A 6,604-nucleotide genomic window follows, 5' to 3' on the forward strand; every position below is an offset into this window, starting at 1 on the left:
TCCTTCGCGCTATCGACGAAGCGAATCGCCACTAGCTGCAACGGCGCCGCCTTCAAATTTCAAATATGTTTGGCTAGATCTTCGTCACACAATTTGCCCCTCTCTTAAAGGGAGGGCAGAAAGCGGACTGCTTGAACGCTGGGCCCGGAAGGCGTTGTACCGCGACGCTGAATGGGCAGCGGGCGAGATTCGCGTTTGCGCCGAACTACGCGCGGGTGAGTTGTTGCGCGACATGGCGAAAACCAGCGCGCGGGCGACAGCAGGGGCTGACCAGCACGAACCGACGTGGTCGCACAGTGCGACTACCTCGAACGAGAACCAGTCCCGCGACGGGACCCGGCTATGAGGACGCCAACTTGAGCGGCAACAACCAGCAAGAGCGCAAAGAGGATGGGTTTCAACAGTGTCTATAGTTCAATCTCGAAAGTCGTTATGGAGGCGCCGGCCAGCCTAATCTGGGATTGGCTTACTTTTGATTGCACGATGATAGAGGCACGGCAGCAGAACGCCGCATCCCAGCATTGCGGCGAGCACAGGCCACGGCTTCGCGTGGTCCATAAACGCGACCGCAATAAATCCAATCCAGAACCCGCAGAATGCGCCGACCGCAGCGAGCACAACCAGCGCAGTCTTTAGAGGTGTCGTCTTGTAGAACAAATACAACACGGCGGCTGCAACAGCAGACAGAACGGCGAACATGATTCACCCCTTAAAATCACAGTCCGCCGGCAAAATATCATATGCCACCATGCGTTGACCGTCCTTGCTCGAATAGGCGTAATGCAATCGAATACCACGCTCAGGAATCTTGCGCGTGCCCTTATCTGCGCAAGCATTGGAACGCTGGCCTGGGAGGTTTTCTTGCATATAGCGCGCGGAGTCGAATCCGCCATCGCTCAATTGTTCTGCGGTATAGTCGAGAATGGTGTATGAATAATTCAGTGCATTCTCCCCCGCAGTGACCGGCTCGATACGAATATTTTCGCCAGCGGGATTTGTGCGCGTCTGCGGCAACGTCAATTTGTTATTGATGGCAGCGGCCAACTCGGAAAGATGCCCAGCGTAGTAGGCGTCTTGACTGCTTTCATAAACGATTTTACCGACCTCGCGCCCGGCGATATTGGCCGTGCCCATTGCGAGAACCCAAACTAAACCTTTCAGCAGACCCGCAACGACGGCGGCCAACGTAAGACCTTTAAAAAACTTCACGAATTACCTCAACTGCTGTTCATGGCGCAAAAATTGATGTTTGGCAAGCCAGCGCCACGAGCGAGCATGCAGATCACAAACAGCGGAAACGTCGCAAGGTCCGCGACGTCATCCACTCGATTTCAGGGCAGGCACCGGAAAGCAGCAACAAGGAAACGCTTCATTTCACAATCCCGAATGGCCCTCAGATTCAATGTAATGAATGTTACTGGTTCGTAATATATTCATAGCCCCCATGGCGGGAGGGGTGCGTCAGACGGACGCGTCAAGCCTATCAGTGGGCAAGTAGAGACCGTTCTCACGGATAGCGCGCTGGAGAATGCGCAGCGCCAGGCGTGCCGCCGCATGTTTAGGCTTCACGCTAAGGATCGCTCACCCCTCCTCATACGCAGGGGCCCGCTCGCGTGCGCACTGATGCCTTACGGTTCGTTTCCCTTTTCGAATCGAACCGCGTCGTGCGCCGTGATTACCACGCCGCTGCCGTCCGGTTCACGAATTTGAGAGAGAGTGTTCGCGGCCCATTGTTACTCGACCTCCAACTGTGTCGAATCTGATTTTGTGTGCGGCGAATCATCCTCGCGTCCCTTTCGTTGTCGGCAGCAGAACAGGGCGGTCGCGTAGCGGCCTCGGACAGCAGCAGCCGGTCGAGTACCGCGCCCACGCTTTCGCCGCGCCGCCGATGGCGAGCGATTAGTTCTCGCAACTGCGGGGAAAGGAAAACGCTACAACGCGGTAGCCCAGCGCCAACAGGCGCGCACGATGCGCGGCCAATTTCGATAGGTCGAACGGCTTACGCAGGTTCATCGGGCTCCCTCCCGCGCGGCGCGGTCGCTTCTAGCAGGCGGACAAGGGTTTGCCCGCGCGTTTCGTCTGGACGTCGGTACGGGTCGAGCCAGCGCCGCAGTTCCCGGTCGCATCCGGCCAGACGTTCGAATAACGCAGCGAGCCGCCGGTCGCGACGTTGCACCGCCCGGTCGGTCTCAGAAAGCAAGGTCATCGTCCTCAAGCTGTCCACGCGCAGGCGCGCTCGGGCGCTCCGGGCGACGGGCGGCGGCGCGGGTTGCCTTGCGGGCCATGAAACGCCCCGCTTGTGCCGAGGTATTCATCAATCAACTCTCGCATGCAGCGGAGGTTTTCTCTGATTCGTTGGACAGCTTGCCCGCCGCCTCAAGGATAGCGCGGCAGCGTGCCTCGATGGCGATGAGTGTCCGTGTGGCCGCCTCGGTACGGCAGTTTGATTTGTTTCATTTTGATTGTTCCTGCTCATACTCAACGGTGTAATGCCGGTTTTTGTAGATCAGATACTCGCTGATGAAGTACACCAGAAATATGACGATAAGAAACAACAACGCGATAATGATGAGGTTCACTAGGTTAGCCTCGGGTTTAGCAGTACGGCCAGCGGCAGTAGTACACCGGGCGCACGGGCACGTAATAGACCGGTTGCGGTTGGGCTGCGGAGCTAAAGTCGAAAGTGGTGTACGAGGGAGTTGAGGCGGAAGGTTGAAGGCGGTGGAGGTTTCAGCTGAGAATCTGATTGTCGAAGTCGGAAACCAGCAAACAACAAACCATCCACCATGAGCAAGTTTACGGAAAAAGCAGTCGTTGGTCTATCGGGTGCCGGTCTCGGCCTGGACGAGTTGGTCCGTCAAGGGGCGCGGCAAGTAATTCAACAAGCAATTGAAGCGGAGCTGGCAGAGCTGATGGAGCGGTTCGCGAACGTGAAGACCTTGCATGGTCAACGCGCCGTGGTGCGCAACGGCTACTTGCCAGAGCGCGAGGTGTTGACGGCGGCCGGCCCGATCCCGGTGAAAGTGCCGAAGGTGCGTGATCGCTCAGGCTCAGGCGTGAAGTTCAACTCGTCGATCGTGCCGCCGTACGTGAGGAAGTCGCCGCGTGTAAGTGCGGCGTTGCCGTGGCTGTATCTGAAGGGCATCTCGACGGGTGACATGGGCGAAGCGTTGAGGGTGCTGCTTGGCGACGACGCCAAGGGCTTGTCGGCGAACGTCGTGAGCCGGCTAAAGGCGCAATGGGCCGAGGAACATGTGGTCTGGAGCAAGCGAGACCTGTCGAAATCGCGCTACGTGTACTGGTGGGTAGACGGCATTCACACGGGGCTGCGCAGCGAGAATTCGGACGGCCAGTGCCTACTCGTGATCATCGGCGTGAGGCCGGATGGGAGCAAAGAGCGCGTGGCGATCGGCGACGGCTACCGTGAGACCAAGGCGTCGTGGCTGGAGCTGCTGCTTGACCTGAAAGCGCGTGGCTTGCAGGCGGGTCCGCTGCTGGCCGTCGGCGACGGTGCGATGGGCTTCTGGGCCGCACTGGAAGAGGTGTTTCCCGTCACGCGTGGCCAGCGCTGCTGGTTTCATTATGCCGACCTTCCGATTATGCCGGTGTGCAGCCGCGATGCGGCGGCGCCGGCGGGGAACGCGCTGTAGGCATCGGCATAATCAGAGCGATTCCAGGAAGCTGAGAAGTGGATCGGAGGGACGATACCGGCCCGGGTTCGCGTTCGGCATTCGGGCCCGGGCGAGAGCTTGCTCCTTGATGCCTAGATGCGCATGAAGGTAGATGGTAGTGGTGTCGACATGTTCATGGCCTAGCCATAGAGCAATTACCGTGGGATCGACTCCAGCTTCCAGAAGCCGCATCGCAGCGGTATGTCGAAGCACATGGAAAGTGACGTTCTTGTTTGCCAAGGTGGCACACGCAGCGGATGCTTTACCTGCATGGAGAGTGATACGGCGCTCGATCGCGTCTCGGCTGAGAGGTGTGCCGGTGCGCGTTGGGAACAACCGCGCAGCTGGATTGACCTCACACTCGGCAAGCCATACGCGCAGCACCTTGACCACAGGGACGGTCAAGGGGGTGATGCGATCCTTTCGGCCCTTTCCCTGACAGGCGACATGTGCGCCAGCGCCGAGGTGAACGTCAGTCCGTTGCAGGCCGATCACCTCTGAGATTCGCAATCCGGTTTGCACCGCGACCAGTAGCAATGCGTAGTCACGTCGTCCTGACCATAAGGTGCGATCGGGCGCCGCAAGCAACGCTTGCACTTCAGCTTCGGTGAGGAAGGTAACGATCGCGCGCTCAAAGCGCTTGGGAAGTATCGCCAGCACCCGAGCGATGGTGGCTGCGTGTTCGGGGTGACGTAACGCCGCGTAGCGAAACAGTGAGTGGATGGCGGCGAGCCGAGCGTTACGGGTACGCACGCTGTTTTTGCGATCCCGTTCGAGGTGGTCCAGGAAGGTGCAGACAAGCGGAACGTCGAAATCAGCAAAATCAAGTGCCGAAGGTGATTTGCCTGTTCGCTTTGCGCAGAAACCAAGCAACAATCGCCACGTATCGCGATATGCCGCGACGGTGCATGGGCTCGCGTGACGCTCCCGGACGAGCCGGTCAGTGAAGAATGCTTGCAGAGTAATGGCTAGTTCAGTCATGTTTGCTCTCCATGCGGATGCTCCAGACGCTCGGCTGCTTTGGCAAGCAGCTCCGGAGCTGCCGACAGATACCAATAAGTCGAGGCCGGATTTACATGCCCAAGATAAGTCGAAAGCAGCGTGAGACGCTGCTGCGTGTCCGAACCATCCCGGTAGGCCTCCAGCATCGTGTTAACGGCGAACGCATGACGCATGTCATGAATACGGGGGCGACAATGAGTGGTGTGCGACACGAGACCTGCTTGGCGGACCAGTCGCTGGAAGGTCCACTGAACGTTGCAGTACAGGAGCCGGCTGCCCGTCGGAGATGTGAACAGTGCCGAGGTTCCCTCGGCGCTGGACATTCGGTTGCGGCGCGCGAGATAACGCTTCAACGACGCGACCGTTGTTGGGTGTAAGGGAATCTCTCGCATCTTATTGAACTTCGCACCTTTGATGATCAGTGTGCCGTTGCGCGCATCGAAGTCTTGCAGATCCAAGTTGATCGCTTCACCCACTCGCATTCCGGTCACGGCAAGCAATCCGATCAAGCTCTGGTAGGTTGCTACTCGTAGCGGTGAGCTGAGCGCGCTGGCGGCCTTGATTAGCGCAATGATCTCTTCCTCACGATACAGATACGGGCAGGCTCGGTGCGGCCGCCAAGGCAATAAGTCAGATGGTGGCACTTCGACCGTCGGATCGGTGGCATGCAGATAGTTAGTAAACCCACGAACTGCCGACAGACGATTGGCCCACCAATTGTTACTACCGTCGTTCGGTTGGCACGCCCATGTTAAAGCGTGTTGCGTGGTGATTGCCGGTGCTCCTGTGGCCAGGAAGAAATTGATGAATTGCTGCAGCAACTTCTCCGACCGCCGCAGCTTGTAGCCTAGCGAGCGGCGCAACTTCAAATACTCTGCCAGAGCATCATGTAATTGGCTCATGCTGCACCTCCCGGCCACGGACGGGCGAGCAGGCGCAACCCCTCCCGGTCGACCTTCGCGTAGATTGACGTGGTCATCAGGCGCCGATGACGCAACACCTGCGCGACCTCGGGAAGTGCAACACCCGAGCGAACCATCTGGGTTGCAAGTGTATGACGCAGTCGATGGGCGCCCATGTGAGGGAGGCCCGCGCGTGAAGCCGCGGCGGCCACCGCTTCTGTGACACCTCCGGATGAGAGCGCACGGTGAGGAGCGCGTGTACGCACGAACACAGTACGGCCCTGTGCGGTATCGGGGCGGCCACGTCGCAGGTACGATGCCAATGCCTGGCCTACATCCGCAGGCAAAGGAAGCCGTTCGATGCGCTGACCTTTACCTCTCACCACGAGTTCACCCGCGCGCCAGTCGATGTCGTCAAGTTTGAGCATACGCACCTCTCCGGCACGCAAGCCCAGACGCGCGAGCAGCATCAGCATAGCGAAATCGCGTTGTCCGTGGTGGGTGCGCCGATCGCAAGCCGCCAGCAAGCGTTGCACGTCGCGCCTCTCAAGTGCGCACGGCAACCCCGCAAGGCGCCAGCCGGCGACCGACGGAACTGCTGTGTCAAGCGGCTGCGCGATAAGTCCTTCGATATGCAAGTAGATGAGCAAAGAGCGCAATGCCGTTACTGTTAGCTTCGCTGTGCCGGTTGAGCGACCGCGGCTAGCAGAGAGCACAAATTGGATCAGGTGCTCCGGTCGCAAGCACTTCCAATCGAGTTCGCCATCGGCGACTCTGGTCACGGCAAAAGCACGAGCCACGTCGACATATCCGCGAGCGCTGGTCGCGACAAGCCCGCGCACATCGAGAAGGTATTTGCGATAGCGCTCCAGCATTGATTCGCTGGGACTTAACACCGCGTGCGCGCTCGCCACCGTGATCCCAACGTTACTGAGGTAGCTGACCAGCGGCGCTAGTGCAGTGCGTCACAAATAATGCAACTTAATTGCGATTTGTGAGTCTCTGTTTGCATGGAGGGAGAACTCATGA

The 6,604-nt window shown here is 58.8% G+C and carries 5 protein-coding genes and 1 pseudogene; 1 reads left to right on the forward strand and 5 read right to left on the reverse strand.

The features are described from left to right. Window positions 1–450: 450 nt before the first annotated feature. Both AWB68_RS41610 and AWB68_RS41615 read right to left on the reverse strand, forming a co-directional pair. On the reverse strand, window positions 451–699 hold the full coding sequence (locus AWB68_RS41610) for a hypothetical protein (protein ID WP_087649979.1): 249 nt from the start codon (window positions 697–699) through the stop codon (window positions 451–453). 3 nt (window positions 700–702) lie between these two features. Further along, complete coding sequence (locus AWB68_RS41615) at window positions 703–1,209, reverse strand: hypothetical protein (RefSeq protein ID WP_087649980.1); 507 nt, start codon at window positions 1,207–1,209, stop codon at window positions 703–705. 1,577 nt (window positions 1,210–2,786) lie between these two features. Between AWB68_RS41615 and AWB68_RS41620 the strand changes: the two are divergent. Continuing rightward, a pseudogene (locus AWB68_RS41620) lies at window positions 2,787–3,581 on the forward strand (IS256 family transposase); the annotation flags it as partial. A gap of 81 nt (window positions 3,582–3,662) precedes the next feature. On the opposite strand, the gene AWB68_RS41625 reads toward AWB68_RS41620, so the two are convergent. The 3 genes from AWB68_RS41625 to AWB68_RS41635 are packed head-to-tail and all read right to left on the reverse strand — an operon-like array spanning window position 3,663 to window position 6,450. Continuing rightward, window positions 3,663–4,652, reverse strand: coding sequence for a tyrosine-type recombinase/integrase (locus AWB68_RS41625; protein WP_087649981.1), 990 nt, complete (start codon window positions 4,650–4,652; stop codon window positions 3,663–3,665). Continuing rightward, a complete protein-coding gene (locus tag AWB68_RS41630; protein ID WP_087649982.1) occupies window positions 4,649–5,575 on the reverse strand; it encodes a tyrosine-type recombinase/integrase in 927 nt (308 codons plus the stop codon). The genes AWB68_RS41625 and AWB68_RS41630 overlap by 4 nt, the downstream gene beginning before the upstream one ends. After that, entirely contained in the window at window positions 5,572–6,450 is an 879-nt protein-coding gene (locus tag AWB68_RS41635; RefSeq protein ID WP_235028804.1) for a tyrosine-type recombinase/integrase, read from the reverse strand. Before AWB68_RS41635 ends, AWB68_RS41630 begins: the two co-directional genes overlap by 4 nt. Window positions 6,451–6,604: the final 154 nt, after the last annotated feature.

The organism is Caballeronia choica (genome assembly GCF_001544535.1).
Classification (GTDB): Bacteria; Pseudomonadota; Gammaproteobacteria; order Burkholderiales; family Burkholderiaceae; genus Caballeronia; species Caballeronia choica.

What these genes read in the sequence shown, in the direction of transcription:
- AWB68_RS41610 (WP_087649979.1), bottom strand. Translation starts at nt 699, where the DNA reads ATGTTCGCCGTTCTGTCTGCTGTTGCAGCCGCCGTGTTGTATTTGTTC.
- AWB68_RS41635 (WP_235028804.1), bottom strand. Translation starts at nt 6,450, where the DNA reads ATGCTGGAGCGCTATCGCAAATACCTTCTCGATGTGCGCGGGCTTGTC.
- AWB68_RS41625 (WP_087649981.1), bottom strand. Translation starts at nt 4,652, where the DNA reads ATGACTGAACTAGCCATTACTCTGCAAGCATTCTTCACTGACCGGCTC.
- AWB68_RS41630 (WP_087649982.1), bottom strand. Translation starts at nt 5,575, where the DNA reads ATGAGCCAATTACATGATGCTCTGGCAGAGTATTTGAAGTTGCGCCGC.